Origin of the sequence: Edaphosphingomonas haloaromaticamans, from assembly GCF_001853345.1 — a bacterium.
Lineage (GTDB): Bacteria > Pseudomonadota > Alphaproteobacteria > Sphingomonadales > Sphingomonadaceae > Sphingomonas_E > Sphingomonas_E fennica.
This window is the reverse complement of sequence record NZ_MIPT01000001.1, coordinates 3,680,805-3,706,279: the sequence shown is the minus strand read 5'-3', so window position 1 is coordinate 3,706,279 and position 25,475 is coordinate 3,680,805. Positions and strand designations below refer to the sequence as shown.

Sequence of the window (25,475 nt, the reverse complement as noted above, 5' to 3'; positions counted from 1 at the left end):
GAACCTTTGTTAACCTTTGTCGGCGACATAGGCCCCCGGTGAGGGACAGCATGCGGATGCGCAGGCGGCCCCTTGAACAGGGAGGCACAACATGTCGAAGACCACTGTCGCGCTGGAGGCCGCCGTCGCGGTCGTCATCGCGAACACCCCGGAAGGCGATGCGCGGCCCACCGCCCGCCAGCGCGCCGAGGTGGACAAGGCGTTTGCCCGCATTCTCAAGCTGATCGCGCCGCGCATCCGCCACTTCATCCGCCAATATGGCCTGGGCGGCCATTGGGATGATGCCGAACAGGTCTGCGCCATCGCGGTGCACCGCGCCATCCAGGCCTATGAGCCAGAGAAGGCCCAGTTCACGACCTTCGTGAACTGGCAGATCCGGGGGGAACTGCAGAGCCTTCGCTTCCGTCTGATGACCGATCAGCGCCCGTCGGCGAAGAAGGTCGATGCGACCACCATCTCGCTCAACGCGATGGTCCAGGGCAATGACGGCGAGGAAGCCTCGCTGGAAGCGGTGATCGAGGACGAGGACGCGCTCGCCCACACCGAAGCCGGCGCTTCCGACTATCTCGCCCGCCGCGCCACGGAATCGCTGGTCGACAGCTATGTCGAGCATCTCCGCACCACCGCGATCAACCAGCTCCGCCGCCGTCCGCGCCCCAAGAAGCGCGCGCCCCAGCCGCAGCCGTCCGATATCGCCGCGCACCTGCCGGTCCGCTTCCGTTCCAAGGTCCACGGCATCGAGCCGGAGGAACTGGAGAAGCTGGAGCAGCGGCTCGTCCGCAACCGCGAGATCGTCGAGGCGCGCCTGTTTGACATCGCGACGCCCAGCTTCGTCGAGGAGGAGGCCGGTGTCACCAAGGAGCGCGTCCGCCAGATCACCAAGCGCGCCGCCAAGACCATTGCGGAGTTGGCCGGCAGCGAGCCCAAGTTCGCGATGATGGCCGAATATCGCCGGCCCGGCGTGCTCCGTGCGAAGCCGCGCAAGGCGGCTGTCGAGGCATCGGTCGAAGCTTCGCCGAACGCCTGATATATTACAGGATATTTATGGGATGATCGCGGCTGCCCCGCCATCCTTCCATAAGAAAAGCCCCGCCGGTGCCCGTCGGCGGGGCTTTCCCGTTTGGCGGATCAGGCGTCGCGGGCGACCTGGAAGCCGGCGAAGGACTGGGTGACGGGCATCAGTTCGATGCTGTTGAAGTTGAGATGCTTCGGCTGGGTCGCGACCCAGAACAGGGTTTCGGCGATATCCTCGCCGGTCATCGGATGCGCGCCCTTGTAGAAGGCGTCCGAGGCCGCCTGGTTGCCGCCGGTGCGCACGGTGGTGAATTCGGTTTCCACCATGCCCGGCTCGATCGAGGTGACGCGCACGCCGGTGCCATGCAGGTCCGAACGCAGGCCCAGCGAGAATTGCCGGACGAAGGCCTTGGTGCCGCCATAGACGTTGCCGCCGCCATAGGGATAGGTCGCGGCGACCGAGCTCAGGTTCAGGATCGCGCCCCTGCGTTCGATCAGCAGCGGCAGCAGCCGGTGGGTGATGGTGACGAGGCCGGTGACGTTGGTGTCGATCATCTGCCGCCACTGGCCGAGGTCGGAAACCTGCGCCGGGGCGGTGCCGAGCGCGAGGCCGGCATTGTTGATGAGCACGTCCACGTCGCGGAAGCCGGCGGGGAGGGCGGCGATGGCCCGGTCGATCGCGGCTTCGTCGCGCATGTCGAAGAGGGCGGGGTGGACCGTGTCGGCGCCCAGCTCGGCGACCAGCGCCTCCAGCCGGGCGGCGCGGCGGCCGGTGGCGATCACCTTCCAGCCCGCGCCCGCGAAGCGCCGCGCGGCCGCCGCGCCGATGCCCGCCGTAGCGCCTGTGATGAACACCGTTCCCGTCATGTCGCGTCCTTCCTTCGCCGGGCCGCCGCGCAGGGGGCGGCCGTTCCGAGGCCCCTCTACGCCTTCCGGCGGGGAGGACGGAAGGGGCGTTCAGCCGGTGGCGAGGGAAAGCACCGCGCCCGTCGCGGCGGCCGCCATCAGCGAGGCCAGCACCATGTGGAGGCGGAAGGGGGCCGATCCCAGCACCGCCGCGTAGACCGCCTTCGCCGCGACGTTGGAAAAGAGCGCGACCGCGATCGCCTGGGCGGCGACCTGGGGGGCCAGCCGGTCCATCATGCCCGTTACCGTCACCGTCGCGGCGTCGACGTCCGCCAGGCCCGAAAGTGCGGATATGGCGAGCAGGCCGGCATCGCCAAAGAACTGGCTGGCCGCCTGGGCGAGGAAGGCGACGCCCACCAGCAGCAGCGCCATGCGGACCACGGAATCGAGCTCGAACGGATTCTTGTGCCGCTGCTCGGGGTGGCTGGCGGCGCCGCGCCGCGCGAGGAAGGCCGCATAGCCGATCATCACGGCGGCGCCCGCCAGTAGCGGCGCCACCAGCAGCGGCACCAGCGAGGATGCCAGCGTGCCGACGAGGAGCGCGGTGCGGAGGAAGGATATCGCGCCCGCGCTGACGGCGCCCGCCGCCAATGCCTCGCCGCTGGCCTTGTCCGGCGCTTCGGTCGCCGATCGGCGGGCGTTGGTGATGGTGACGGCGGTGGAGGACACGATGCCGCCGACCGCGCCGGCGACAAGCTCGCCCCGCGCCGATCCCAGCAGCCGGACGGCGATGTAGCCGCCATAGGATATGCTGGCGAGGACGATCACCAGGGTCAGCGTCCGCGCCGGCGATATGCCGCCGAACGGGCCGATCGGATCGGCCGGCACCACCGGCAGGACGATGAAGGTGAGGGCGAGCAGGATCACCGCCGACCGCAGCTCCGCCCAGCGCAGCCGCCGCATCGCGCGGTGGAGGAATTCGCGGCTGGACAGGATCGTCAGCAGCGCGACGCCCCCGGCCGAGGCCACCGCCATGCTGCCCAGCATGGCGAGCGCGCCCAGCGCGAAGGTGAGCATCGCCGCCACGACGGTGGTGACGCTGTGCGACTGTTCGTCCTGCGTTTCGCGATATTGATAGAGGGTGACGGCGCCGGCCAGCACCAGGAAGAAGGTGGCGAGCACCAGGCCGGTGGGCGCCGCCTGCCCGGCAAGGTCGCGCTCGATCAGGCCGGCGGCGCCGCCCAGCATGCCGATGAGGGTGAAGGTGCGCAGCCCCGCCGTGCGCTGGCCGCGCGCCTCGTCGCGCTCGCGCCAATGCCGTTCGATGCCGATCGCGGCGCCGATCGCAATCGCCAGCGCCATCCGCCGGAACAGCTCGATATCGTCCATCGGCCGATATCGTCACGGCCCCGTGCCGAGGTCAATCCTCGGAAAGAAGGGAGGCGGCGCCGGTGCCTCGACAGGAAGCCCGGCGCCGCCGGTCGATCAGCGCGCGCCTTCGGCGTAGAAGCGCTCGAGATCCACGCGCATGGTGTGCAGCGCATCCGGGTTCAGATAGACCATGTGGCCCGCCGGATAATAACGGAACTGCAGGTTCTGGCGCAGGTTGGGCGCGAGCATCATGTGCTTCAGGTCGCGCTCGGTGGAGAAGAAGGGCGTCGCCATGTCGTAATAGCCGTTCAGCGACAGCACGCGCAGATGCGGGTTGATCCGCATCGCCGCCGAGAGATCGGCCGTCACGTCCGCGACATTCTGGGTGCGGCCGTCGGGCGCGCGGTGCGACCAGTCCCACTTGAAGTCGCCGCCGTCGCGGGCGCTGCCGCGATAGGTCAGCTCCGTCTCATAGCCCAGCTCGCGGGTCAGATAATCCTGGAAGCTGCTGACATAGAGGCCGGTGATGCCGGTGCTCGACGCATCATATTCCGGCTCCTCGCCGGCGGCGTCGTCATCGATGCCCATGTAGCGGGAATCGAAGCGGCCGACGGTGGCGCGCTGGTCGCGCAGCAATTCCTTGCGGAAGCGGCCGAGATCGACGCGCAGGTTGGCGCGCTTCAGATAATCGACCGACAGGCCGGTGAAGCGGCTGAGCTGCCGGGCGATCGAATCCTCTTCCTCAGGCGTGATGTCCTGCCCCTTGAGGAGGGCGGCCGCATAGGGGCCGTTGGCGAAGGCGCGGGCTTCCTCGACAAAGCTGGCGAGATCGGCGGGCTTGTCGGCCACGCGGTTATGATACCAGGCGGTCGCCGCATAGCTCGGCAGGTAGCCGATGTGGATGGTATCGAAGCCGGACTGGCGGATGCCGTAGTTCATGATCGAGGACAGCAGGATCACGCCGTTGAGGGCGACGCCCTCATCCTCCAGCTTGTAGGCGAGCGCGCCCGAGCGGGTGGTGCCGTAGCTTTCGCCGAAGATATATTTCGGATCGCCCCAGCGCTTGTTCTTGGCGATGTAGCGGGTGATCGCCTTGGCGAAGGCGTCCACATCCTGATCGACGCCGTAGAAGGTCGAAGGCTTGGTATCGCCCAGCGGGCGCGAATAGCCGGCGCCCGGCGCGTCGATGAACACCATGTCGGTGCTGCCGATCAGCGTATCGGCATTGGGGCCGACATCGAAGGGCGCGGGCGCCACCGAGGTGGGATCGGTGGTGCGGACGTGGATCGGCGCGAAGGAGCCCATGCGCAGCCACAGGCTCGCCGAGCCGGGACCGCCATTATAGAGGAAGGTCACCGGGCGCCGCTTCCCGTTCGACGACGGTGCCGTGTAGGCGGTGTAGAAGATGCTGGCGGTGGGCTTGCCGTTCGCGTCGCGGATGGTGAGCGTGCCGGCGGTGGCAGTGTAGCCGATGCTCCGCCCGCCGACCGAAACCTTCATGTTCTTGGACTTGGCGACTTCCTCGACAGGCGCGGTCGCCCAGTTGGCGGCGATTTCGGTCGCGACCTTCTTCTCGATGCTGTCAGGCGCGTTCTTGGCGGGCTCTTCGGGTTTCTGGGCGGCGGCGGGGAGGGCCGCCAGCAGGCAGGCGGCAAGGGTAACGGTGGTGGAAAGGCGCATGGATCGACCCGATTATGGTGTGGGGAGCCGCACCATGGAGGCCGATCGCCATCCGGCAAGCGCCTTTCGACAAACGGCATTCATCGAAAAGCCATGCCTTTCCAGCGTCGTGCTTCAACCCACGGTGCGCCAGACGCCCTTGGCGTCCTGCTGATACTGGAAAATGATGCTGTCTGTCGTCTGATCCGCGCGGACCAGCGTGATCCGCACCGTGCCCCGGTTCGATCCCGCCTTTGCGCCGCCATCCAGCAGGCGGACATAGCCTTCCTTGCCGCTGGTGGATTTCCACGGCCGGGTGGCGCCGATCGCGTCTTCGGACAGGCTATCGCGGATTACCGGCTGGAGCGCGGCGATGTCGCTCTTCTCCAGCCCGCGGAACATGAAGCGGTTGAGGAGCTGGGCGTCCGCCGGCGCGACGATGGCGACGGGCGCCGCGACGGCGGCGAGAAGGAGGAGGAAGCTCGACGCATTTTTCCGCATGGTGATGATCCTATCCTGCAGGTCCCGGAACTTGGACCGATCGGCCGGCCTGAAATCCTTGAGCTAGTTGCTGGAGAAGATGTTGCGCCGATTTGGGCCGAGGTCGAGCATCTTCATGCTTGCCCGCCTGAAATTTTGCCCGGATGCGCGGGCGTCGCTTCCCGCGGGTGCGGGGCAGCGGCCGATATCGTCGATCGGGGCATCGCGATCCTTCATCACCGGTTCTTCCATCTCAACCCCGTAACGATCGATTCGATCCGGCCTTCCGCGCAAGCCGGAACAAGGATGCGAAAACGCCCGGCAGCCTTTCGGCCACCGGGCGCCTTCTTCGTGGGGACCGTCCCACAGGGTCGATCAGAAGTCCGACCAGTCCTCGTTATTGGTGCCGTTCAGGCGGGCGGCTGCGTTCGCCATGGCAGGCACCGGCAGCGCCTTCACGGGCGAGACATAGGCCTGATTGCGCTTGGGCGCGGCCTTCGGCTTGGCGGGGGCGGCCTTCGCCACCGGCGCGGATGCAGGTGCGGTCGCGGCCCTGCGGGCCTGCGGGCGGCCGTTATCGACCCGGAACAGCGCGGCCTGCTCGGCCAGCGAGGTCACCTCGGTCGTCAGGTTGCGCGCGGCGGCGGAGGTCTGCTCCACCATCGCGGCATTCTGCTGGGTCGACTGGTCCATGGTGCTGATCGCCACGCTGATCTGGCTGATCGCGGAGGACTGGGCCTGATTGTCCTCGGCCATCTGGCCCAGCAGCCCGTGCACCTCGCCGACGCCGCCGGAGATATTCTCCAGCGCATTGTCCACGCGCTGCACCGCGTCCACGGCGGAAACGATGTCGGTCTGCGTGACGGTCAACTGATCGCGGGCGCGCTTGGCTTCCTCCTCGGCGCGCATCGCGAGCGCGCTGACGAGATCGGCGACGACCGCGAAGCCCCGGCCGGCATCGCCGGCGCGGCCGGCTTCCACCGCCGCGTTCATGGCGAGAACCCGGGTCTGGAAGGCGATCTTGTCGACGCCCTCGATCACCTGGTCGATGCCCTTGGCGCTGTGGCTCACCCGCTCCATCGCCTGCACCGCTTCCTCGGCGACGGCGCGGCCGCCGGCCACGGTTGCCAGCGCTTCATCGGCGCGGGCCACCGTCTGCGCCGATGCGCTGGCGCTGGTCTTGAGGCGATCGTCGATCTGGGCGAGCGCGGCGGAGGTCTCCTCCAGGCTCGCGGCATTGCCCTCGGTGCGGCGGGCGAGATCCTCGGACGCCTGGGCGATTTCCTGCGATCCGGTGCGGATGCCGGCGGCGCTCACCGAAACCGCGCCGATCATCTCGCGCAGGCGGGCGATGGCGTCGTTGAAGTTGGTCTTGAGCGAGGCGACCGGAGCCGGGAACTCGGCCGTCACCTCGGCGGTCAGATCGCCCTCGGCCAGCGCGGCGAGCCCCTCGCCCAGCGTGGCGGTGACGAGCTTCTGCTCCTCGGCCAGCTTGCGATCCGCCTCGGCACGCGCGACGGCGGCCAGGCGGAACAGCTCGACCGCCTTGGCGATCTCGCCCAGCTCGTCGCTGCGATCGCGGTGCGGCACGTTGGCCTGGCGGCCTTCGGCCAGCGCGGTGGTGACGGAGGTAAGCTCCGCCATCGGGCGCGACACGGTCTTGTTGAGCAGGTTCCAGATGATGGCGAGCGCGCCGAGCGAGAAGAAGACCATCACGCTCATGAAGATCAGCGCGTTGTCGGAGAATTTGTTGCCATCCTCGCCGCGGGCGTTGGCGAGCGCGACGGTCTTGTCCATCACCGCCCTCGTGGCGTCGATGGCCGCGTGCGAGGCCTCCTTGCCATCGGCCTTGAGCAGGGCCAGCGCCTCGGCATCCTTATCCTGGCGGCTGAAGGCGACGACGCGGGCATTCACCTGCTCCAGCCGGGTCAGCACCGCGCGGATGTTGGCGACATCGGCGGTGAATTCCTCACCGGCGGCGGCCGCGAACTTGCCGAGGGCCGCGTCGATTTTCTCCTTGTTCTTGGCGATGCGATCGTCGAGGCTCGCCATTTCTGCAGCGCTCACCGAAGTGACATGCGAATACATCAGGATGCGATATTCGCGCACATAGCCGCGCACGTCGGAGAGCGCATCCACGCTGGCGATGCCACTGGTCACATGTTCGTCGGCGATCTTGCTCAGATGCCGGTTGGCGATGAGGCCGGCGGCCCCGAGCGCGACGACGAACACCGCGATCAATGCGAAGGCGACCAGCATCTTGCGCGGCAATCGCCAGTTGTTGAGAGCGTCCTGCATCCCTGATCCTTAAGCTTACAAGTCGATGGGGGCGGAGTGGCGTCGCTTCGCCATCCGGCATCTTTCCCATTATAGGATGGCAGGCGGCGGGGCGGGCGGCCGCCTTGCGCAAAGCATGTCCGCTTCATGACAAAAGATTGTCGGCCGATCCGGCGCCGGCCTGTTCCGGTCCTATAAGATGGGCGATAGAAACCGGAGACCGAGATCGATGCGTATCTTCCGCCCCGCGCCTTGTCTGGCGCCCGTGGGGCCTGTGCGTTCCCGCATTTTCCCCCGTATCGCCGCCGTCCGCAGCCTGATGATGGCGGCCGGCGCCTGCCTGGCCGGGGCCGGCGGATCGGCCGCCCACGCGGAAGCCAACCCGCTGTTGCAGGCTGTCGGCGCGCCCGAGGGATTGACCCTCAAGGCTGGCATCCGATCCCGGATCGAGGCGATCGACGGCCAGTTCCGGCCGGATGCCGCGGAGAGCGATTTCATGTGGTCGCTCAAGACCACCCTCTTCGCCGAATATGATACCGGCCCGGTCCGCTTCGGTGCGGAGCTGTGGGATGCGCGCGCTTATGGCCAGAAGCGCAACTCCTCCGCCGGGACGGGCGAGGTCAACGCCATGGAGCTGATCCAGGCCTATGTCGGGCTCGACGTGAAGGGGCTGGGCGAGGGATCGAAGGCGGCGCTCAATGTCGGGCGCTTCGCCCTCGATATCGGATCGCGGCGGCTGGTGGCGCGGCAGAATTTCCGCAACACCACCAACGCCTATACCGGCGCCTATTTCGACTGGCAGGGCCGCGCCGGCGACCGGCTGATACTGCTCTGGTCGATGCCGCAGATCCGCCTGCCGGAAGATGCCGACGGCATCCGCGACAACGAGGTCGAATGGGACCAGGAAACCACCGACCTCCAATTCTTCGGCGGCACCTTCACCAAGGCAAACGTGCTGGGCGGCACCTTCGAAATCTATGCCTACGGCCTCAACGAACGGGATTCGGCGACGCGGCTGACACGCAACCGCCATCTCTATACGCCCGGCTTCCGCGCTTTCCGCAAGCCGGCCAAGGCCGTGCTCGATTACGATATCGAGGCCGCCTACCAGTTCGGCGAGGCGCGGGGCAGCACCTCGCCCAGCGACGTCACCGATCTCGATGTCTCGGCCTATCTGATCCATGCCGAAGTCGGCCGCACCTGGCCCCAGGGCTGGCAGCCGCGCCTCTCCCTCCACTTCGATCTCGCCAGCGGCGACGGGCCGGGGGGAAAGAGCTACAACCGCTTCGACACGCTCTATGGCGCGCGGCGCTGGGAATATGGCCCCACCGGCCTCTACGGCCCGGTCGGCCGCGCGAACCTGCTGTCGGGCGGCGCGCGCATCGAGGTGAAGCCGGGCAAGCGCGTCGACGGCGCGCTGATGTATCGCGCGCTGTGGCTGGCCGACAGGACGGACAGCTTCGCCTCCACGAGCGTGCGCGATCGCACCGGCCATTCCGGCCGCTTCGCCGGCCATCAGCTGGAAGGGCGGGTGCGTTACTGGCTGGTGCCGGACCTGCTGCGCATGGATGCCGGCGCCGCCTGGCTGGCCAAGGGCCGCTTCCTCAAGGATGCGCCCAGCGCCCCGGCCGCGGGCGACACCCATTATGGCTATCTCGATCTGGCGCTGGAATTCTAGGGGCGCCTGGACAAGGCGGTCCGCTGATTGACTGCCGAATATACGATTTGTATATGAATCGTATATTCGGCAGCTTTGAGGACATCCATGGGCATCGTGAAGATCGACGGCGACCTGCATGAGGAAGCCCGCCGGGCCAGCACGGTCATGTGCCGGTCGATCAATGCGCAGGCCGAATTCTGGATGAAGATCGGCATGCTGGCCGAAGCCAATCCCACCCTGTCCTTCAACGACATCGTGAAGATGCAGTTTGCGGCGGCGCATGTGGGCATCGCGGAGGCAGCGGCCGCCTGACATGGTGAAGACCCCGGACGAACTGGCGCTGATGCGCATATCGGGCAGGTTGCTGGCGTCGGTCTTCGAGATGCTGGACGGGCAGGAGCTCGCCGGCATGTCGACGATGCAGGTCAACGATCTGGTCGACCGCTTCATCACCGGCGATCTTGCCGCCCGTCCGGCGAGCAAGGGACAATATGGCTTCGAATATGTCCTGAACTGCTCGATCAATCACGTCGTCTGCCACGGGGTGCCCGATCCCGGCGAGATCATCCGCGACGGTGACATCATCAACCTTGACATCACGCTGGAGAAGAACGGCTTCATCGCGGATTCGAGCAAGACCTACCTCGTCGGCAACGCGCCGGCCGCCGCGAGGCGGCTGGTGCGGGTCGCGCAGGAGGCGATGTGGAAGGGCATCGGACAGGTGCGGCCCGGAGCCCATCTGGGCGACATCGGCTTCGCGATCGAGCGGCATGCCAAGAAAAACGGCTATTCGGTCGTGCGCGAATATTGCGGGCACGGCATCGGGCGCGAGATGCACGAGGACCCGCAGATCCTCAATTTCGGGCGGCCGGGAACGGGCCTGAAGCTGCGCGAGGGGATGGTCTTCACCATCGAGCCGATGGTCAACCAGGGCACCCGCAAGGTTTCGACCGAGAGCGACGGATGGACGGTCGTGACCAACGACCGCAAGCTCTCCGCCCAGTTCGAGCATACGGTGGCGGTCACGGGCGATGGCGTCGAAGTCCTGACCCTGCGGCGCGATGAGGTGCCGATGCTGGAGCGCAGGGCCTGATTGCCGGTTCGCGCCTGCCCCGAGCGGCGCGCCCGGACCGTCAATGCCTAGGGAACATGCCGGCGGCGAACGCGATGCCCAGCGCTTCGGAAAGGCTGCGCACCTCCAATTTCTCCATCAGCTTGGCGCGATAGATCTCCACCGTGCGCGGGCTGATTTCGAGCTGGTAGGCGATCACCTTGTTGGAAAGCCCCTCGATCAGGCCCTTCAGCACGTCCCGCTCGCGGGCCGACAGCAAGGCGAGCTTGGCGGTGGCGGCGGCGACGCGATCGGCTTCCAGGCTCGACCGCTCGAGCCGGGCGATGGCGGTGTCGATCGCCTGGATGAGCGCTCGGTGCGCGCAGGGCTTTTCCAGGAAATCCACCGCGCCCGCCTTCATCGCCTGCACCGCCAGCGAGACATCGCCCTTGCCGGTCAGCACGATCGCCACGAACTTGCCGGCATGGTCCCCGATCGCCTTCAGCACGTCGATGCCGGAAAGGCCGGGCATGTGCAGGTCGAGCAGCAGGCAGCCGCTCTCCAGCCCGTCCGCGCCGGCAAGGAAGGCGTCGCCCGAGCCAAAGCTGCGCACGCTGGTATCCGGCCGAAGCGCGAGCAGGCTTTCGAGCGAGCCGCGCACGACATCGTCGTCGTCGACGATATAGACATTGTGGCCCGCGATCATGCCGCCAGCTCCGCATTGCCGATCGCCGGCACGGTGAAACGGATGCGCGCACCGCCTTCGGGCCTGTTTTCGGCGTGCATCGTCCCTCCATGGAATTCCACGATCCGCCGGCAAATGGACAGGCCGATGCCCATGCCGTTCGGCTTGGTGGAGTTGAACGGCTTGTAGGGGCTGCCCAGTATCTCCTCCGGTATGCCCGGCCCGTTGTCGCTGACGGCGATCTCCACCATGCCGTCGCCCACGCCGCGCGAGGTGAGCAGGATCTCGGGCCGCGCGTCCGGCCGGTCGCGCTGCGCGTCCACCGCGTTGCGGATCAGGTTCACCAGCACCTGCTGGATCTGCACCCTGTCCGCCAGGATGGTGCGGTGCATGGCATCGGGTTCGTAGCGTATGCCGATCTTCTGCTGCTCGACGCTGGTGAGCGAGAGGCTGACCGCGCCGGCGATGACGTCGACGATCGGCTCGGCATGCACTTCCACATCGCCCTTGGAGACGAAGGTGCGCAGCCGCTGGATGATCTCGCCCGCGCGCAGCGTCTGCGCGCTTGCCATCCGCACCAGATCGGCGGCCTTGCCCGAATCCGGCGCGTCGGCGGCGAGCAGCATCTCCGCCGCGCCCAGGAAGTTGGTGGCGGCGGCGAGCGGCTGGTTCAGCTCGTGCGCCAGGCCGGCGGCCATTTCGCCCATGGCGCTCAGCCGCGATACGTGGAGCAGCTCGTCGCGCAACTCGGCATGCCTTTCCTGGGCGGCCAGCTTGTCGGTCACGTCGCGGATGAAGGCGGTGAAGATGCGCTCCTCGCCCACCTCCGCCGCGCCCAGCGCCAGTTCGATCGGAAATTCCGTGCCGTCGCTGCGCAGGCCCACCAGCGAGCGCAGCCGGCTGCGCTCGCCGCCGGCATCGGCGTCGCCCGCCAGGCCGGCATCGAACTGGCCCCTAAACCGCTCCGGCATCAGCGCCCGGAAATCCTGGCCCACCATTTCGCCCGCCGGGCGGCCGAACATGTGTTCCGCCGTCGCGTTGAACGATCGGATGACGTTGCGATCGTCGATCGCGATCATCGCGTCGGGCGCGGTTTCCAGGATCGATCCCAGCTCGGACTCGCGCGCGGCGAGCACGGCGGCGCGGCGCTCGCGCTCGGTGATGTCGGTCATCGACAGCACGACGAGCGGCGCGTCCTGCGCGCGCACCGGCAGCAGCTGGGCCTTCTCCAATATGTGGAGGCGCGTGCCGTCGCGCCGCTGCTCCACCATCTCGCGCTCGCAGGCGCCGGTGCGGGTGATCTCGGCCATCATCGCCGGCCAGTCCTGATCGATCGTGGTGGCCAGCAGGTCGTGCTTCAGCCGGCCCACCGCCTCGCCCGCGTCCCAGAGGTAGAGATTCTCGCAGCCCTTGGACCAGTGGAGGATGCGGCCTTCGGCATCGGTGAGGACGATCGGCGCGGAATCGAGCGCGCGCGTCACCGCCCAGCGGGCATTGTTCTCGCGCGAGATGCGCGACCATGCCCAGAACAGCACCGCCGCGCTCACCAGCACATGCGCGCCGGCCTCCACCATCTCCACAAGCTCCGGCGCGATGCCCGGCAGGCTCGCCGCCCACAGGCCGCCCAGGCCGAGGACGGCGGGCGCGACCAGCACGAGCACGAAGATCGTCCGCAGCGTCCGCCCTTCCACCCCCTGTGCGGAAAGCAGGCCCGGCCAGCCATTATGGTGGCGCCAGCCGATCAGGGCCAGGGCCAGCGACGCGGTGGTGATGGCCAGCGGTAGCGACAGGGTGACGTGCTGGCCGGGGCCGGAGATCGCGACGATGCCGAGCGGCACCGCCAGCCCCGCGATGATGGTGACGCCGAGCACGAGGCTGGCGATCATCACCACGATCTTGCTGCGCCGGCTCACCNCGCGCAGCGCCAGCAGCGTGGCGACGGCGAGCAGGATCATCATCGCGATCGGCATCGGCCCCGGCAGCGTGCCATGGGGATGGCCCTGCCGCGCGGCGCGGCCGATGGACAGCAGCAGCCTATCCGCGATGGTCGGCGCGTTGCCGGCATAATCGAGCGCCACGCCGGCGGCGATCAGCACGACCGGCAGCATCAGCACCAGAGTGAGCGCGCGCTGCCGCCATATCGCGGCGATCAGCGCCAGCGCCACCAGGGCGAAGCCCGCCGCCGTCAGCGGGCGCATGGGATAGGATGGGTTGCCGAAGCCGGCGATGCCCGGCTGGCCGGTGGCCCAGCCCGCGAGCGCGATCAGGCAGCAGGCAAGCGCGGTCAGCGCGCAGACATGGGGAACCCAGCCGGCGTTCAGGCCGTTCCTGGAATCCACATTCCGCTGCGATGGATCCGATCCAAACATCCGGTCGCGCCGCCCGCCACAGTGCTCCCCCCTCGGGAAGCGCTAGCGCAACATGATGCGTTGTCAAACCGAAGAATAGATGCGTCCGCGCCCAATACGACGAGGCGAAGCGAAAGGCTTGGCCAGCGGCTATTCGGATGATTGTTTAAACATATGAAAATAAACGGTGAATATTGTTCGTTCCTGATCGCGTCATGATGACGCTTCAGGCCGCGGCGCTCGCCACCTGGTTATTTTCGCCGGAAAGCCCTTCGATGATCGCGCGGTTCACCGTGATGAGATCCTCGATCGAATCCCGGCCGGCGGCGACGTCGCTCGTATAGCGATCGACCCACAATCCGATCGAGATGATCGAGGCGCGCAGTGTGTCCGGCAGCTGGTTGCCGGGCAGGCCGCAGATCGTGGCGAGGTGGGTCCACACCTCGCGGTTGCGGTGGAGCGTCGGCATCAGTGCCGCGCCGCTCAGGCCCGCGTCGCGCGCTTCGATGAGGGCGCCGGTGATCTGGCTCATCAGGCGATGCTCGGTGGCGCGCGGGGTCGCGACGATCGATTGCGCGCGATGATAGGCGTTCAGCGACATGGTGACTCCTTGAACTCTCCCCAGTCATTTTAGGATGAAGCGCGCGGCATCGGCCGCATGCGAGGGGATTTTTCCTGCACGCACCGGGCGGGGCGGCGGGGCCGGGGGCCGGCAAAGCGTCCCGACTTGGGAAAAAGCCGTCCGCTCGCGCCACCAGCCGATGACTTCATCCTATAATCAGGGAACCGGCTCCGGCCACCCAGTTCTCGGATTTCCTTATGCTCAACGGTATCGGACTTGTCGTCATCCTGGTGTGCGTCTTCGGCAGCTTCCTGATGTCGGGCGGCAACCTGATGGTCATCCTTCATGCGCTGCCGCACGAGATGCTGGCCATCGCGGGGGCGGCGATCGGCGCCTTCATCCTCGGCAATTCGCTGGGGACGGTGAAGAAGGCGTGGAACGGCGTGCTGCGCGTGTTCCGCGGCGCCCGCTGGACAGAAGGCGATTATCGCGACCTCCTGGCGCTGATGTTCACGCTGCTCGCCACCTTCCGCAAGGGCGGCGCGACCGCGATCGAAAGCCATCTGGACGCGCCGGAGAAGAGCGCCATCTTCGGCCGCTATCCTCGCCTGCTCGCCGATGCCGGGCTGGTCGAGTTCATCTGCGATTATCTGCGGATGATGACGGTGAACTTCGAGGATCCCCACCAGATCGCCGAAGCCATGGAAAACGATATCGAGCGGCACCATGCCGAGGAGCTTCTGCCCCAGCATTCGCTGCAGATGATGGCGGATGGCCTGCCCGCGCTCGGCATCGTCGCCGCCGTGCTCGGCGTCATCAAGACGATGAGCTCGATCGACCAGCCCACCGAGATATTGGGCGCGATGATCGGCGGCGCGCTGGTCGGCACCTTCCTGGGCGTGCTTCTGGCCTACTGCCTGGTCGGGCCGATCGCCTCCAAGCTGCACCAGATCGTCGATGCCGATTTCAAGCCCTATTCGATCGTGAAGACCGCGATCATCGCCCATGCCCAGGGCCTGCCGACCCAGGTGGCGGTGGAGCTCGCCCGCCGGATGACGCCATCCAGCTATGCGCCCTCCTTCGCCCAGCTCGAGGTCGCGCTCGATCAAGCCAAGGACGAACTGCATGCCACACCCGTCTGACCTGCCCGGCGAGGATCGCTCGCTCCGGCTGCCCGCCCACGGTTCCACCGTCACCGCCGAAGACCTCCGCGTCCGCCTCGTCCTCGCCGCCGATTTCGACGGCGAGATGGTGATCGACGCCGGCGAGGTGGAAAGCGTCGGCCAGGCGGTGCTCCAGCTGCTCGTCGCCGCGAAGGCGGAGGCCGATCAGACCGGCCAGCCGTTCGCCATCATCAATCCAAGCCCGGCCTTCATCGAGCGCGTCGTCGCCTGCCGGCTGGCCGAAGCCATCGGCCTCACTGCGGAAGGGGAAACAGTCCAGTGAGCAAGCTTATCCTCACCGTCGACGATTCCGCCAGCATGCGCATGCTGCTCAAGACGTCGCTGACCGCGCAGGGGTTCCGCATCGAAGGCGCCAATGACGGCGTGCACGGGCTGGAGCGCATGCACGAGGTGAAGCCCGACCTGCTCATCACCGACATCAACATGCCGAAGATGGACGGGTTCGAGCTGATCGAGGCGGTGCGCGGCGTTCCCGAATTCCGGGGCACGCCGATCCTGGTGCTGTCCACCGAATTTTCGGACGAGAAGAAGGCCCGCGCGCGCGAAGCCGGCGCCACCGGCTGGATCACCAAGCCGTTCGACGCCACCAAGCTGGGGGCGGCGATCCGCCGCGTGTGCCCGTGAGCGCGGGGGACGACGGCCTGGACGAGATCCAGGCGATCTTCTTCGAGGAATGCGCCGAAGGGCTCGCCATCGCCGAGGAAGGCCTGTCGGCCATGGCGAACGGCGATGTCTCCGCCGACGTGATCGCCGGCGTGTTCCGTGCGGTCCATTCGATCAAGGGCGGATCGGGCGCGTTCGGCCATGCCGCGCTGCTCGCTTTCTCGCACCGCTTCGAAAATGTGCTGGACGAGGTGCGCGCCGGCCGGATCGCGCCGACGCCGGCCGTCACCAAGGTGATGCTGGGCGCGTTCGACATCCTGTCCGATCACGTCGCCGCCGCGCAGGGCAATAGCGATGCGCCCGCCGACGAGGCGATGCTGGAGGCGCTGGACGCGATCCTGAAGGGCGAGGGGGCGGCCGCCGAAGGCGGTACCGCCGATCCCGCGCCCGCGCCGGCCGTGGAAGATAGCGCGCCGGTGGCGGAAGCGGACGAGTTCGGCTTCGTCCCCGTCGCGGCGGGCGTCGAGGATTTCGATCCCTTCGGCTTCGAGCCGGTGGCGATCGACCTCGAGGATCTCTCCCCCGCCGAGCCGCAGCCCTGGACGGTGCGCTTCGGCCCGTCGCGCGCGGCGCTGGCCAATGGCAGCGAGCCGCTGTTCATCGTCCGCGAGCTGGAGACGATGGGCGGCCGGATCGTCGCCGTCGATAGCTCGGCGCTGCCGGGCCTGCGCGATCTCGATCCCGAGGACAGCTATCTCGTCTGGACGATCGAGCTGCCGGGCACGGTGGACGAGCAGGACATCCGTGAATGCTTCGATTTCGTATCGCCGGATTCGGTGATCGATATCGCGCGCGCGGCGGCCGAGGCCGCGCCGGTCGCGGAGGTGGCGGTGGAAGCCGCGGTCGCCGACGCGCCGCCGTCCCCGGCCGCGCCGATCGCCCCGGCCGCAGTCGCGGCAGCGCCCGCAGCCACGCCCGCGCCCCGGCCCGCCGCCACCGGCGAGGCCCGCGCGGCGGCGGAGCCGGCATCCCAGACGATCCGCGTCGACCTTTCGAAGCTCGATCAGCTGCTCAACCTGGTGGGCGAGCTCGTCATCCACGGTTCGATCCTGTCCGATCGGCTGTCGCCGGCGGATCAGGAGCGGGTGGAGCTGCCCGAGCTGTCGCGGCTCACCCGCCAGATCCAGGACAATGTGATGTCGCTGCGCGCGCAGCCCATCCGCCAGGCCTTCTCCCGCGTGCCGCGCATGCTGCGCGACCTGATGGCGGAGACCGGCAAGAAGGTGGTGCTGGAAACCAGCGGCGAGACCACCGAGGTCGACAAGGGCGTGCTGGAGAAGATCGGCGATCCGCTGACCCACATGATCCGCAACGCCGTCGATCACGGCATCGAAAGCCCCGAGGAGCGGATCGCCGCCGGCAAGCCCGCCGAAGGCACCATCCACCTTTCGGCCGAGCAGAAGGGCGCCCGCATCATCGTGCGCGTCGCCGACGACGGGCGCGGCATCAATCGCGAGCGGGTGCGTGCCAAGGCGGTTGAGAAGGGCATCATCAGCGCCGACGCGCAATTGTCCGACGAGGAGATCGACAGCCTGATCTGCGCGCCGGGCTTCTCGACGGCGGAAACCATCTCCAACATCTCCGGCCGCGGCGTCGGCATGGATGTGGTGCGCAGCAATGTCGAGGCGCTGGGCGGCCGGGTGGAGATCCACTCCACGCCGGGCGAAGGCACCACCTTCATCATGGCGCTGCCGCTGACGCTCGCCATCCTCGATGGCATGATCGTCCGCCTCGGCCAGCAGCGCTTCGTGCTGCCGCTGACCAACGTGATCGAGACGGTGCAGCCCGAGCCGGGCCAGGTGAAGCCCACCTCGCCCAATTCGGAGGTGATCGAGCTGCGCGGCTCCTACCTGCCGGTCAAGCGCGTCGGCCAGATCTTCGGCATCGGCGCCAACGATCGCCGCAGCCCGGAGGAATCGCTGGTCATCATCGTCGAGAGCGAGGCCGCCGGCCATGTCGGCCTGATGGTCGACACGATCGAGAACCGCCGCGAGGTCGTCATCAAGAGCCTGGAGGACAATCTCCATCCGATCCGCGGCCTCGGCGGCGCGACGATCCTGGGCGACGGCACGATCGGCCTGATTCTCGATATCGATGCGCTGGTCGCGTCGACCAACCACCAGAGCAAATATGCGATGAAAGGAATGGCGGCATGAGCGCCACTGACAATTCGGACGAACGCAAGATCGTCACCTTCACGCTCGGCGAGCAGATGTTCGGCATCGACATGCGCGCCCTGATCGAAATCCGCGAATGGGAAGAGCCCACGCCGCTGCCCAGCGTCGCCTCCTACATCAAGGGCGTCACCAACCTGCGCGGCTCGGTCGTCCCCGTGGTGGGGCTTGCCGAACGGCTCGGCTGGGAACCCAGCAGGATCCATTCGCGCTCGTGCATCCTCGTCGTCAGCATCGGCGGCCGCCAGGCGGGCTTCCTGGTGGATGAGGTGGCCGACATCGTCGCCATCAACGGCGGCGATATCCAGCCGGCGCCCGAGGTCGAGATGGTCGAGGCCAGCATGATCGCCGGCCTCGTCAAGATCGAACGCCGCGCGGCCGAGGCGGAAGATGCCGAGACCATGGTGCTGCTGCTCGATCTCGATGCGCTGGGCCTCACCCGCGTGGGGCTGGATATCGCCGCGTGAAGCCAGCCTCCGCCTCTCTTCCCCGCGAGGGCGCGGATGCCGCCGCGCTCGCCGCCGGCGCGGAACTCGGCCTGCCCGAATTCCGCGCCATCGCGGCGATCATGCAGGAGGACGCGCGCATCCATCTTGTCGAAAGCAAGATCGTGCTCGTCCACTCGCGGCTCAGCCGGCGCCTGCGCGAACATGGCCTGACCCGCTTCGCCGATTATGTCGCGCTGGTGCGCGAGGACCCGGCGGAGCGCCATGCCATGGTCGTGGCGCTCACGACGAACCACACCCATTTCTTCCGCGAGGATCATCATTTCGATCATCTCCGCCAGACGGTGCTGCCGCAGCTGCAGGCGCGCGCGCGGGCGGGGATGCCGGTGCGCATCTGGTCGGCCGGCTGCTCCAGCGGGGAGGAAGTCTATTCGGTCGCGATGACCCTGGCGGGCGACGGCCCGTCCAGCGCCGCCTGGCTGCGCCAGGGCGACGTGAAGCTGCTCGCCACCGATATCGCCCCGCATGTGGTGGAGTCGGTGGCGCGCGGCGTCTATTCCGCATCCACGGTGCAGCCGATCCCGGCCATGTATCGCGATCGCTGGATGAAGCCCCATGGCGGCGATTTCGTGGTCGCGGACGAGCTGCGCGCGCTGGTGACGGCACGGGTGCTCAACCTGTTCGATCGCTGGCCGATGCGCCAGAAATATGACGTGATCTTCTGCCGCAACGTGATGATCTATTTCGACGATCGCGCGAAGGCGGAGCTGGAGGCGCGCTTCGTCGACATGCTGGCACCGGGCGGCCACCTCTATATCGGCCATTCCGAACGGCTGGTGGGGGCGGCGGCGCAGGCGATGGAGCCGGTGGGCCAGACCATCTACCTGAAGCCGGGAGGACGGGCATGACCGGGCCGACCCGCGTCCTGATCGTGGACGACAGCGCGTCGATGCGCGCCGTGCTGGCCCGCGCGCTTTCGGCCGATCCCGATATCGAGGTGATCGGCATGGCGCCGGAGCCGCACACCGCGCGCGCGATGATCAAGGAACTCAACCCCGATGTCGTGACGCTGGACGTCGAGATGCCGGGGATGGACGGCCTGTCCTTCCTCGAAAAGATCATGCGGCTGCGGCCCATGCCCGTCATCATGTGCTCCACGCTCACCGCGCGCGGCGCGGAGGTGACGATCGAGGCGCTGCGGCTGGGGGCGGTGGACTGCATCGCCAAGCCCGCCGGCAACCCGCTGGAGATCGCCCGCGACGCGGCCTTGCTGCGCAAGATGGTGAAGGCGGCGGCGCGATCGTCGGTGCGGCAGGGGCCTTCGCGCCTTGCGCCCGTCGCCTCGCAGCCGGGCCTGCAGCGCGACGTGGTGATCGCGGTCGGCGCGTCGACCGGCGGCGTCGAGGCGCTGTTCTCCGTGATCGGCGCGCTGCCGCCCGATTGCCCGCCGGTGCTGGTCGTCCAGCACATGCCGGCGGCGTTCACCAACGGCTTCGCCGCGCGCCTGGACAGGGAATCGCGGGTTTCCGTCGTCGAAGCCGTTACGGGGACGCCGATCCAGCGCGGGACCGTCTATATTGCTCCTGGGGGAAGCAACCATATGGAGCTGGTGGGGGGCACCAACGGCCATATCCGGTTGCGTCCGGGCGAGCCTGTCGGCGGCCATCGCCCGTCTGTGGATGTGCTGTTCCATTCGGTCGCGCCGCTGGGCGCGGCGGCGGTGGGCGTGATCCTGACGGGGATGGGCAATGACGGCGCGGCCGGGATGCAGGCCATGCGCCTCGCCGGTGCCAGAACGCTGGGGCAGAACCAGGCGAGTTGCGTCGTCTACGGAATGCCGCGCGCTGCCTTCGAACTGGGCGCGGTCGAACGGGAAGTGAGTTTGTCGGCAATGCCCGAGGCGATCCTCGCGGCTTGCAGGAAGTAAGGTTGGGAGCGGTTCATGCCGGCAGCGTCTGCAATTAAGGTTATGGTGGTCGACGATCAGACGAGCATGCGCGCTATGATCCGGCGCGCGCTCCAGGATCTCGGCTTCAAGGATATCCGGGACAAGCCGGGCGCGGTCGAAGCGCTGCCCGCGGTCAAGACGGATCGCGTCCACCTCATCATCTCGGACTATAACATGCCCGACATGGACGGGCTCCAGTTCCTGGAGGCGGTGCGCGCCGATCCGGTGATCGGCAAGACGGTGTTCATCATGCTGACGGGCTCCGCCGACCGCGAGGTCGTGCAGAAGGCGGCCGCGCTCGGCGTCAACAATTATGTCGTGAAGCCGTTCGCGCCCGCCGCGCTCAAGGAGAAGATCGAGCGCGTCTTCGGCGAGCTGACCTGATCCCATGATGCGGCGCATCCCGATCGTCCAGGGCGAGCATGCGGTGGTGGCCGAACCCGGCGTCATCATCTCCACGCTGCTCGGCTCCTGCGTGGCGGTATGCCTGCAGGATCCGGTGGCGCGCGTGGGCGGCATGAACCATTTCCTGCTCGGCGAACCGACCGAGGGCCTGGGCGACCGGGTCGGCCAGGAACGCTATGGCGTGCATGCGATGGAACTGCTCATCAACCGGATGATGCAGCAGGGCGCCGCGCGCAACCGGCTGCGCGCGCACCTTTACGGCGGTGCGAACATCATCGCCGGCCTGGGTGCGATCGGCAGCAGCAACGCCGCCTTCGCCCGCCGCTTCATGGAGACGGAGGGGATCGCCGTCGGCCGGTGCGAGCTGGGCGGCACCAAGGCCCGCAAGGTCGAATTCATGCCCTATGAAGGGCGGGTGCGTTCCAGCGTCGTCGCCGATGCGCCGCCGCCCGTCCTGAACATCAAGCCGCTCACTCCGCCGGACGATGGCGATGTCGAGCTTTTCTGAAAGATCGGTCGAAAAGATGATGGTGACGCAGATTGGCCCGGAAGCAACCTCGCTCTGCGCGGCCGTCGCGATGGAGATCCGCGGCGTGCGCACGCTGATCGAGCAGCTCGCCGAAACGCTCGTCGCCGACGAGCGGTTCGCCATGGATTATATGGACCAGCTCCAGGTCTTCGATCTCGTCATCCAGTGCGCCGACGAAAGCGCCGACCTGCTCGATCGCGTCGCGCAGGGCGAGGGCGTGCGCCCGGCGATCGAGCGGGTGCGGCTGACGGCGGTGCAGGAGCGGCTGCGCGCCGCGATCGGATAAGGGCAGATCATGGCTCGGGGACAGAATGAGGAAGTCGCGCCGATCATCGTGCGCAAGGTGCGCCGCAAGAAGCACGCCGCCCATCATGGCGGCGCCTGGAAGGTCGCCTATGCCGATTTCGTGACGGCGATGATGGCCTTCTTCATGCTGCTCTGGCTCCTCGCCAATCCGAACAAGGCGCAGCTCAAAGGGCTGGCCGAATATTTCTCGCCCAGCCCTGCCAAGGATTCGCCGGCCGCCACCATGACCGCCAAGCCCGGCAGCCAGCCCGGCGAAGGCGGCCACGGCCGCCGCGCGCAGGGCGACAATGACAAGGCGGTGGGCCAGCCATCGGCGGAAGCGGGCGTGAAGGGGGCTGCGCGGGGCGGCACGGCCGAGGTGCCGGAAGCGGCGCTGCGCGTGCTGGCGGACGAGATGATGATCGCGCTGGACAAGCCGCCGGAGAGCCCCAACCAGACCCGCAACGTCAGCGTCGAAAGCTCGCGCGAGGGGCTGCGCGTCCACCTGCTGGACAGCGCCAACCGATCGATGTTCAAGGGGCCGACGGCTGAGCTCAACGATTATGCCCGGCAGATGCTGACGCGCATCGCGCAGCGGCTGGTGAAGGCCGGCGCGCAGGTGGCGATCGAGGGGCATACCGATTCCACCGGCGGCCAGAGCGACGCCAACTGGCGCCTGTCCAGCGATCGCGCGCTCGCTGCGCGCAGCGCGATGGTGGCCGCCGGCCTTTCGCCCGATCGCTTTTCCGAAGTGGTGGCCAAGGCGGGGACGGAGCCGATCTATCCCGATCGGCCCGACCGGCCGGAGAACCGCCGCATCACCATCGTCATCCTCGCCGAACCCTCCGCGCTGCCGCGCGATGCGAGCTTCAGGTTCTGACGGGCCGGCGGAAAGGGGGGATATAGGATGAAGAAGATGCTCGTCTCGATCCTGGCGCTGGTCGCCGGCGTGGGCGTGGGCGGCGGGGCCGCCTACGGCACCGGCAGGCTGCTGGCCGCGCCGATGCCCACGGTCGAGAAGCTGGAATTCGTGCCCACCGGCCCCATCCTGGCGCCGCTCGTATTTTCCGACGGCAGGCTCGCTTCCTACGTCTCCTTCGAGGTGCAGCTGGAGGTGCCGGCCGACCGGCGCGACGATATCGCGGCGAAGATGCCGGTGCTGCTGAACGCGGTCAACATGCGCACCTATCGCACGCCGATGGCGAGCGGGCGGGACGGGACGATCCCGAGCCTCGCCGCCTTTCGCAGGGTCGTGTTCGATGCCGCGCAGGAAACCTATGGAAAGAATGTGGTCCGCCGCGCTATCGTGACGCAGGCGGCCCCGATCTGAACCGGAGAAACCGATGAACCTTTCGTCCTCCGCGGCAGGCGGCGATCACAACGGGGACTGGCTGCCGTCGCGCGCCGCGCCGCTGATGACGCCGCGTTCGCCGCGGACGATCGCGCTGCTGCTGATCGCGCGCATCACCAGCGACCGCTACGACGCGCTCTGCTGCGTCCGCAACCTTTCCTCGGGCGGGCTCAAGGCCGACGTCCGCGCCCGCTTCGTCGTGGGCGAGCGCATCCGCATCGAATTCCGCAACGGCGACGTGATCGCCGGCGAGGTGCGCTGGACCGACCGGCGATCGATCGGCGTGCAGTTCGATGCCGCGATCGATGTCGAGCGGCTGCTCTCCCAATCCTCGACGAGCTGGCGCCGGCCGGGCGGGCAGGTGCCCCGCGCGCCGCGCCTGCCGACGAGCTGCCCTGCCGAGCTCAAGACCAACGGCCGCATCCACCGCGTGTCGGTGGTGGATCTTTCGCAGGGCGGCGCCAAGCTCGCCGTCACCGCGCCGGTGGAGAAGGACGAGCTTGTCACCCTCGTCGTCCCCGGCCTGCCGCCGCAGAAGGGCGTGGTGCGCTGGGTGCAGGACGGCAAGGTGGGCGTCGCCTTCCTGGAATCGATCGCCTTCGCCACGCTGGCCGAATGGCTGGTCGATCCCGCCACCCGCTATTCCGCCGCGGATAGCTGAAGCCGGACATATGCTGACGAAAAGGGGCGCGGAACCGGATCGGTCCCGCGCCCCTTTTTCGTTGTCGAAAACAGCGCCCCGCCGCGTCAGCCGGGGCCGCCGAAGCTCTTGACCAGCGATCCCGCGATCAGCGCCCAGCCATCGACCAGCACGAAGAAGATGATCTTCATCGGCAATGATATCGTCGCAGGCGGCAGCATCATCATGCCCATCGCCATCAGCACCGCCGCCACGGCGAGGTCGATCACCAGGAAGGGCAGCAGCAAGAGGAAGCCGATCTCGAACGCGCGCCGGAGCTCGGAGATCATGAAGGCGGGCATCAGCGTCGTCATCGGCAGCTCGGCGCGCGGCGTCGGCTTCTTGCCGGAAAGGTCGACGAACAGCTTCACGTCCTCGTCGCGGACATGCTTCAGCATGAAGGTGTGGAACGGCTTGGATGTGCGTTCGAACGCCTGCGCCTCGGTGATGCGGCCCTCATTATAGGGGGTCACGCCCTGCTTCCATGCGGCGTCGAAGGTCGGCCCCATGACGAAGAAGGAGAGGAACAAGGCCAGGCTGATGATGATCGGGTTGGGCGGCACGCCCTGCGCGCCCAGCCCGTTCCGGAGCAGCGAGAGCGCGACGATGATCCGCGTGAAGCTCGTCACCGTCATCAGGATGCCGGGCGCGAGGCTCAGCACCGTCAGCATCAGCACGAGCTGGATGGCGCGGCCGGAGATCGATCCCTCGCCCAGATTGGCGGTCACGCTCTGCGCCATCGCCGCCTGCGGCAGCATCAGGAGCGCGGCGATCGCCGCGATGCGGATGGCCTTACGCATCGGCGGCGGCCTTCCGCGCGGCGGCATCGATGCCGCCTTCGATCAGCAGCGGCCCCTGGGGCGCCAGCATCACCAGATGTTCCCTGTCGTCGCGGCGGATGAGGGCGACGCTGTGGCGAGCGTCGATCGCCAGCCGTTCGATGATCTGCACGCGCCGCACGTCCCCCTTCGGCCCCAGGCCGCCCGCGAAGGCGCCCGGCAGCTTCAGGTCGTAACGGCGGACGGCCCACAGGGCGCCGGCCAGCAGGCCCAGCACGACGCCCAGCGCGCCCAGGGTGCGCAGCAGCGCGAGAAAATCCATGTCAGCGCACCCGCTGGACGACTTCGGTGATCTCCAGCGACATATGCTCGCCTTCGACGAGCACCTTGCCCTTGGCCACCAGCTGGTTGTTCACATAGACGAGCGTCGGATCATTATGCCCGCAATCGAGCGGGATCATCGCGCCGCGCCCCATCTTGAGCACCTGGCGGATCGGCAGATTGGTCGATCCGAGAACGATCGACAGGTCGATGGGTATTCCCTCGAGGACGGACATAGAGGTCTCCTTCTGGGATTTTTATAGGATTAATTTTCGCCGAACCGCCGGAGCTAGGCAAAAAATGCCTATAAGGGAAAAGCCAGCGATCAAGCGGGCGGGAGGAACCATGGATCTGAAGTCTTCGATCGGTGTGTCGGCATCAGGCCTGCGTGCGCAATCGCTGCGCATGCGCATCATCGCCGAAAACCTCGCCAACTCGGATTCCGTGGCCCGCACGGCGGGCGGCGATCCCTATCGCCGCCGCGTCGCGACCTTCAAGGCGGAGGTGGACCGGGCGACCGGCGCCACCAACGTCAAGGTCCGTTCGATCGAAGGCGACAAGACCGATTTCCAGCGCATCTACCAGCCGGGCAATCCGGCGGCCGACGCGCAGGGCTATGTGCTGCGCCCCAACGTGAACGGGCTGGTCGAGGCCGCCGACATGAAGGCCGCGCAGCGATCCTATGAAGCCAATCTCAACGCCATCGAATCCGCGCGCAACCTGACGATGCGGACGATCGACCTTCTCAAATAAGGAAG

The 25,475-nt window shown here is 67.6% G+C and carries 30 protein-coding genes; 18 read left to right on the top strand and 12 right to left on the bottom strand.

The features are described from left to right. Positions 1-91: 91 nt before the first annotated feature. A complete protein-coding gene (locus tag BHE75_RS17200) occupies positions 92-1,027 on the top strand; it encodes an RNA polymerase subunit sigma-70 (RefSeq protein ID WP_070934585.1) in 936 nt (311 codons plus the stop codon). Between the two features lie 101 nt (positions 1,028-1,128). On the opposite strand, the gene BHE75_RS17195 is transcribed toward BHE75_RS17200, so the two are convergent. From BHE75_RS17195 to BHE75_RS17175, 6 genes are all read right to left on the bottom strand, one after another. Next, a complete protein-coding gene (locus tag BHE75_RS17195; RefSeq protein WP_070934584.1) occupies positions 1,129-1,881 on the bottom strand; it encodes an SDR family NAD(P)-dependent oxidoreductase in 753 nt (250 codons plus the stop codon). A 90-nt stretch (positions 1,882-1,971) separates the two neighbouring features. Then, complete coding sequence (locus tag BHE75_RS17190; RefSeq protein ID WP_070934583.1) at positions 1,972-3,249, bottom strand: MgtC/SapB family protein; 1,278 nt, start codon at positions 3,247-3,249, stop codon at positions 1,972-1,974. A gap of 96 nt (positions 3,250-3,345) precedes the next feature. Next, positions 3,346-4,911, bottom strand: a complete 1,566-nt coding sequence (locus BHE75_RS17185) for a S10 family peptidase (protein WP_015458083.1) — start codon at positions 4,909-4,911, stop codon at positions 3,346-3,348. 114 nt (positions 4,912-5,025) lie between these two features. Continuing rightward, positions 5,026-5,391 (bottom strand): hypothetical protein, encoded by a 366-nt coding sequence (locus BHE75_RS17180; protein WP_070934582.1) that lies wholly within the window; start codon positions 5,389-5,391, stop codon positions 5,026-5,028. 63 nt (positions 5,392-5,454) lie between these two features. Further along, a complete protein-coding gene (locus tag BHE75_RS24575; RefSeq protein WP_191225216.1) occupies positions 5,455-5,607 on the bottom strand; it encodes a hypothetical protein in 153 nt (50 codons plus the stop codon). Positions 5,608-5,745: 138 nt separating this feature from the next. Then, complete coding sequence (locus BHE75_RS17175; RefSeq protein WP_084653275.1) at positions 5,746-7,668, bottom strand: HAMP domain-containing methyl-accepting chemotaxis protein; 1,923 nt, start codon at positions 7,666-7,668, stop codon at positions 5,746-5,748. Between the two features lie 253 nt (positions 7,669-7,921). Here BHE75_RS17175 and BHE75_RS17170 point away from each other — a divergent pair, with 253 nt between their 5' ends. From BHE75_RS17170 to map, 3 genes are all read left to right on the top strand, one after another. Then, complete coding sequence (locus BHE75_RS17170; RefSeq protein WP_254684482.1) at positions 7,922-9,325, top strand: alginate export family protein; 1,404 nt, start codon at positions 7,922-7,924, stop codon at positions 9,323-9,325. 87 nt (positions 9,326-9,412) lie between these two features. Further along, positions 9,413-9,619 carry a ParD-like family protein gene (locus BHE75_RS17165; RefSeq protein ID WP_070934580.1) on the top strand — a complete coding sequence of 69 codons (207 nt, stop codon included), beginning with the start codon at positions 9,413-9,415 and terminating at the stop codon, positions 9,617-9,619. Position 9,620: 1 nt separating this feature from the next. Continuing rightward, entirely contained in the window at positions 9,621-10,400 is a 780-nt protein-coding gene (gene map / locus BHE75_RS17160; RefSeq protein ID WP_070934579.1) for a type I methionyl aminopeptidase, read from the top strand. A gap of 40 nt (positions 10,401-10,440) precedes the next feature. On the opposite strand, the gene BHE75_RS17155 is transcribed toward map, so the two are convergent. The 3 genes from BHE75_RS17155 to BHE75_RS17145 all read right to left on the bottom strand — a co-directional run bounded on the left by BHE75_RS17155 (position 10,441) and on the right by BHE75_RS17145 (position 13,992). Beyond that, on the bottom strand, positions 10,441-11,064 hold the full coding sequence (locus BHE75_RS17155) for a response regulator transcription factor (RefSeq protein ID WP_015458077.1): 624 nt from the start codon (positions 11,062-11,064) through the stop codon (positions 10,441-10,443). Then, on the bottom strand, positions 11,061-12,617 hold the full coding sequence (locus BHE75_RS17150) for a PAS domain S-box protein (protein WP_438830631.1): 1,557 nt from the start codon (positions 12,615-12,617) through the stop codon (positions 11,061-11,063). Before BHE75_RS17150 ends, BHE75_RS17155 begins: the two co-directional genes overlap by 4 nt. Positions 12,618-13,617: 1,000 nt before the next feature. Beyond that, on the bottom strand, positions 13,618-13,992 hold the full coding sequence (locus BHE75_RS17145) for a flagellar biosynthesis regulator FlaF (protein WP_070934577.1): 375 nt from the start codon (positions 13,990-13,992) through the stop codon (positions 13,618-13,620). 218 nt (positions 13,993-14,210) lie between these two features. Here BHE75_RS17145 and motA point away from each other — a divergent pair, with 218 nt between their 5' ends. The 13 genes from motA to BHE75_RS17080 are packed head-to-tail and all read left to right on the top strand — an operon-like array spanning position 14,211 to position 23,599. Beyond that, positions 14,211-15,095 (top strand): flagellar motor stator protein MotA, encoded by an 885-nt coding sequence (motA, locus tag BHE75_RS17140; protein ID WP_015458074.1) that lies wholly within the window; start codon positions 14,211-14,213, stop codon positions 15,093-15,095. Further along, positions 15,079-15,399, top strand: a complete 321-nt coding sequence (locus tag BHE75_RS17135) for an STAS domain-containing protein (RefSeq protein ID WP_015458073.1) — start codon at positions 15,079-15,081, stop codon at positions 15,397-15,399. The genes motA and BHE75_RS17135 overlap by 17 nt, the downstream gene beginning before the upstream one ends. Next, entirely contained in the window at positions 15,396-15,761 is a 366-nt protein-coding gene (locus BHE75_RS17130; protein WP_015458072.1) for a response regulator, read from the top strand. The genes BHE75_RS17135 and BHE75_RS17130 overlap by 4 nt, the downstream gene beginning before the upstream one ends. Beyond that, positions 15,752-17,956 (top strand): chemotaxis protein CheA, encoded by a 2,205-nt coding sequence (locus tag BHE75_RS17125; protein WP_015458071.1) that lies wholly within the window; start codon positions 15,752-15,754, stop codon positions 17,954-17,956. The genes BHE75_RS17130 and BHE75_RS17125 overlap by 10 nt, the downstream gene beginning before the upstream one ends. Further along, positions 17,953-18,441 (top strand): chemotaxis protein CheW, encoded by a 489-nt coding sequence (locus BHE75_RS17120; protein ID WP_015458070.1) that lies wholly within the window; start codon positions 17,953-17,955, stop codon positions 18,439-18,441. The genes BHE75_RS17125 and BHE75_RS17120 overlap by 4 nt, the downstream gene beginning before the upstream one ends. Then, on the top strand, positions 18,438-19,328 hold the full coding sequence (locus BHE75_RS17115; protein WP_070934576.1) for a CheR family methyltransferase: 891 nt from the start codon (positions 18,438-18,440) through the stop codon (positions 19,326-19,328). The genes BHE75_RS17120 and BHE75_RS17115 overlap by 4 nt, the downstream gene beginning before the upstream one ends. Beyond that, the gene (locus BHE75_RS17110; RefSeq protein ID WP_070934575.1) at positions 19,325-20,347 is read left to right on the top strand and encodes a protein-glutamate methylesterase/protein-glutamine glutaminase; all 1,023 of its coding nucleotides are present in this window, start codon (positions 19,325-19,327) and stop codon (positions 20,345-20,347) included. Before BHE75_RS17115 ends, BHE75_RS17110 begins: the two co-directional genes overlap by 4 nt. Before the next feature lie 15 nt (positions 20,348-20,362). Beyond that, positions 20,363-20,752 (top strand): response regulator, encoded by a 390-nt coding sequence (locus BHE75_RS17105; protein WP_015458067.1) that lies wholly within the window; start codon positions 20,363-20,365, stop codon positions 20,750-20,752. A gap of 7 nt (positions 20,753-20,759) precedes the next feature. After that, complete coding sequence (locus tag BHE75_RS17100; protein WP_070936028.1) at positions 20,760-21,281, top strand: chemotaxis protein CheD; 522 nt, start codon at positions 20,760-20,762, stop codon at positions 21,279-21,281. A 19-nt stretch (positions 21,282-21,300) separates the two neighbouring features. Continuing rightward, positions 21,301-21,588 (top strand): hypothetical protein, encoded by a 288-nt coding sequence (locus BHE75_RS17095; RefSeq protein WP_254684480.1) that lies wholly within the window; start codon positions 21,301-21,303, stop codon positions 21,586-21,588. Between the two features lie 9 nt (positions 21,589-21,597). Then, a complete protein-coding gene (locus BHE75_RS17090) occupies positions 21,598-22,467 on the top strand; it encodes a flagellar motor protein MotB (protein WP_015458064.1) in 870 nt (289 codons plus the stop codon). 27 nt (positions 22,468-22,494) lie between these two features. Then, the gene (locus tag BHE75_RS17085; protein ID WP_015458063.1) at positions 22,495-22,917 is read left to right on the top strand and encodes a hypothetical protein; all 423 of its coding nucleotides are present in this window, start codon (positions 22,495-22,497) and stop codon (positions 22,915-22,917) included. Between the two features lie 13 nt (positions 22,918-22,930). Continuing rightward, positions 22,931-23,599 (top strand): PilZ domain-containing protein, encoded by a 669-nt coding sequence (locus tag BHE75_RS17080; RefSeq protein WP_015458062.1) that lies wholly within the window; start codon positions 22,931-22,933, stop codon positions 23,597-23,599. An 86-nt stretch (positions 23,600-23,685) separates the two neighbouring features. On the opposite strand, the gene fliP is transcribed toward BHE75_RS17080, so the two are convergent. Genes fliP through BHE75_RS17065 form a run of 3 tightly spaced genes read right to left on the bottom strand, consistent with a single transcriptional unit; the run spans position 23,686 to position 24,953 of the window. Beyond that, a complete protein-coding gene (fliP, locus tag BHE75_RS17075) occupies positions 23,686-24,417 on the bottom strand; it encodes a flagellar type III secretion system pore protein FliP (RefSeq protein ID WP_070936026.1) in 732 nt (243 codons plus the stop codon). Then, the gene (locus BHE75_RS17070) at positions 24,410-24,718 is read right to left on the bottom strand and encodes a flagellar biosynthetic protein FliO (protein ID WP_070934574.1); all 309 of its coding nucleotides are present in this window, start codon (positions 24,716-24,718) and stop codon (positions 24,410-24,412) included. The genes fliP and BHE75_RS17070 overlap by 8 nt, the downstream gene beginning before the upstream one ends. 1 nt (position 24,719) lies before the next feature. Continuing rightward, positions 24,720-24,953, bottom strand: coding sequence for a FliM/FliN family flagellar motor switch protein (locus tag BHE75_RS17065; protein WP_015458059.1), 234 nt, complete (start codon positions 24,951-24,953; stop codon positions 24,720-24,722). A gap of 109 nt (positions 24,954-25,062) precedes the next feature. Between BHE75_RS17065 and flgC the strand changes: the two genes are divergently transcribed. Further along, complete coding sequence (gene flgC / locus BHE75_RS17060) at positions 25,063-25,470, top strand: flagellar basal body rod protein FlgC (protein WP_070934573.1); 408 nt, start codon at positions 25,063-25,065, stop codon at positions 25,468-25,470. Positions 25,471-25,475 lie beyond the last annotated feature (5 nt).

Excerpts from the sequence above, each read along its gene's own strand:
- BHE75_RS17200 (WP_070934585.1), top strand. The coding sequence starts at position 92 with ATGTCGAAGACCACTGTCGCGCTGGAGGCCGCCGTCGCGGTCGTCATC.
- BHE75_RS17195 (WP_070934584.1), bottom strand. The coding sequence starts at position 1,881 with ATGACGGGAACGGTGTTCATCACAGGCGCTACGGCGGGCATCGGCGCG.
- BHE75_RS17190 (WP_070934583.1), bottom strand. The coding sequence starts at position 3,249 with ATGGACGATATCGAGCTGTTCCGGCGGATGGCGCTGGCGATTGCGATC.
- BHE75_RS17185 (WP_015458083.1), bottom strand. The coding sequence starts at position 4,911 with ATGCGCCTTTCCACCACCGTTACCCTTGCCGCCTGCCTGCTGGCGGCC.
- BHE75_RS17180 (WP_070934582.1), bottom strand. The coding sequence starts at position 5,391 with ATGCGGAAAAATGCGTCGAGCTTCCTCCTCCTTCTCGCCGCCGTCGCG.
- BHE75_RS24575 (WP_191225216.1), bottom strand. The coding sequence starts at position 5,607 with ATGAAGGATCGCGATGCCCCGATCGACGATATCGGCCGCTGCCCCGCA.
- BHE75_RS17175 (WP_084653275.1), bottom strand. The coding sequence starts at position 7,668 with ATGCAGGACGCTCTCAACAACTGGCGATTGCCGCGCAAGATGCTGGTC.
- BHE75_RS17165 (WP_070934580.1), top strand. The coding sequence starts at position 9,413 with ATGGGCATCGTGAAGATCGACGGCGACCTGCATGAGGAAGCCCGCCGG.
- map (WP_070934579.1), top strand. The coding sequence starts at position 9,621 with ATGGTGAAGACCCCGGACGAACTGGCGCTGATGCGCATATCGGGCAGG.
- BHE75_RS17155 (WP_015458077.1), bottom strand. The coding sequence starts at position 11,064 with ATGATCGCGGGCCACAATGTCTATATCGTCGACGACGACGATGTCGTG.
- BHE75_RS17150 (WP_438830631.1), bottom strand. The coding sequence starts at position 12,617 with ATGGTGGAGGCCGGCGCGCATGTGCTGGTGAGCGCGGCGGTGCTGTTC.
- BHE75_RS17145 (WP_070934577.1), bottom strand. The coding sequence starts at position 13,992 with ATGTCGCTGAACGCCTATCATCGCGCGCAATCGATCGTCGCGACCCCG.
- motA (WP_015458074.1), top strand. The coding sequence starts at position 14,211 with ATGCTCAACGGTATCGGACTTGTCGTCATCCTGGTGTGCGTCTTCGGC.
- BHE75_RS17135 (WP_015458073.1), top strand. The coding sequence starts at position 15,079 with ATGCCACACCCGTCTGACCTGCCCGGCGAGGATCGCTCGCTCCGGCTG.
- BHE75_RS17120 (WP_015458070.1), top strand. The coding sequence starts at position 17,953 with ATGAGCGCCACTGACAATTCGGACGAACGCAAGATCGTCACCTTCACG.
- BHE75_RS17110 (WP_070934575.1), top strand. The coding sequence starts at position 19,325 with ATGACCGGGCCGACCCGCGTCCTGATCGTGGACGACAGCGCGTCGATG.
- BHE75_RS17105 (WP_015458067.1), top strand. The coding sequence starts at position 20,363 with ATGCCGGCAGCGTCTGCAATTAAGGTTATGGTGGTCGACGATCAGACG.
- BHE75_RS17100 (WP_070936028.1), top strand. The coding sequence starts at position 20,760 with ATGCGGCGCATCCCGATCGTCCAGGGCGAGCATGCGGTGGTGGCCGAA.
- BHE75_RS17095 (WP_254684480.1), top strand. The coding sequence starts at position 21,301 with ATGGTGACGCAGATTGGCCCGGAAGCAACCTCGCTCTGCGCGGCCGTC.
- BHE75_RS17090 (WP_015458064.1), top strand. The coding sequence starts at position 21,598 with ATGGCTCGGGGACAGAATGAGGAAGTCGCGCCGATCATCGTGCGCAAG.
- BHE75_RS17085 (WP_015458063.1), top strand. The coding sequence starts at position 22,495 with ATGAAGAAGATGCTCGTCTCGATCCTGGCGCTGGTCGCCGGCGTGGGC.
- BHE75_RS17080 (WP_015458062.1), top strand. The coding sequence starts at position 22,931 with ATGAACCTTTCGTCCTCCGCGGCAGGCGGCGATCACAACGGGGACTGG.
- fliP (WP_070936026.1), bottom strand. The coding sequence starts at position 24,417 with ATGCGTAAGGCCATCCGCATCGCGGCGATCGCCGCGCTCCTGATGCTG.
- BHE75_RS17070 (WP_070934574.1), bottom strand. The coding sequence starts at position 24,718 with ATGGATTTTCTCGCGCTGCTGCGCACCCTGGGCGCGCTGGGCGTCGTG.
- BHE75_RS17065 (WP_015458059.1), bottom strand. The coding sequence starts at position 24,953 with ATGTCCGTCCTCGAGGGAATACCCATCGACCTGTCGATCGTTCTCGGA.
- flgC (WP_070934573.1), top strand. The coding sequence starts at position 25,063 with ATGGATCTGAAGTCTTCGATCGGTGTGTCGGCATCAGGCCTGCGTGCG.